Annotated in this window: 1 protein-coding gene; it reads right to left on the bottom strand. The window is 71.0% G+C overall.

Going from position 1 to position 355, the window contains the following annotated elements; all coding sequences use genetic code 11:
- Positions 1 to 307, bottom strand: a 307-nt coding sequence (locus tag SM753_RS20310; RefSeq protein WP_323192898.1) for a hypothetical protein, incomplete at its 3' end; no start/stop codon positions are given.
- Positions 308 to 355: the final 48 nt, after the last annotated feature.

The raw sequence follows: 355 nt of genomic DNA, 5'->3' as shown, positions 1-355 counted from the left end.
GCGTCATCGCCACCGTCCACGCGCCGGTCCGCGAGTCGTTCACGGGCTCGCCGACGCGAGCGACGTCCGCGGGCGAGACGACCGTGCGTTCGACCATCGAGCCGTTCTCGGCGGGATACCGGGCGACGATCCGAGCGTCTGGCGGAGCCGCCTCGCCCGCCGTGGTCGTCTCGACGCCAGGTGAGAAGGACGCTGCTCTCGCGTCGTCGGTCGCGAGCGCGTCGACGGGACTGAGGCCGGCACCGAACGCGAGCGCGACGACGAGCGCGGCGATAGCCGCGGACCGATAGGCGATCGGTTCTCGCATCGCTCCGGCGTACGCCCGACCGCAGCAAAAACGTTTCGACAGGTTGAC

It is taken from the genome of Halostella sp. PRR32 (genome assembly GCF_034808085.1).
Classification (GTDB): domain Archaea; phylum Halobacteriota; class Halobacteria; order Halobacteriales; family Natronoarchaeaceae; genus Halostella; species Halostella pelagica.
The sequence above is the reverse complement of the archived record's forward strand: the minus strand, read 5'-3'. Positions and strand labels throughout refer to the sequence as shown.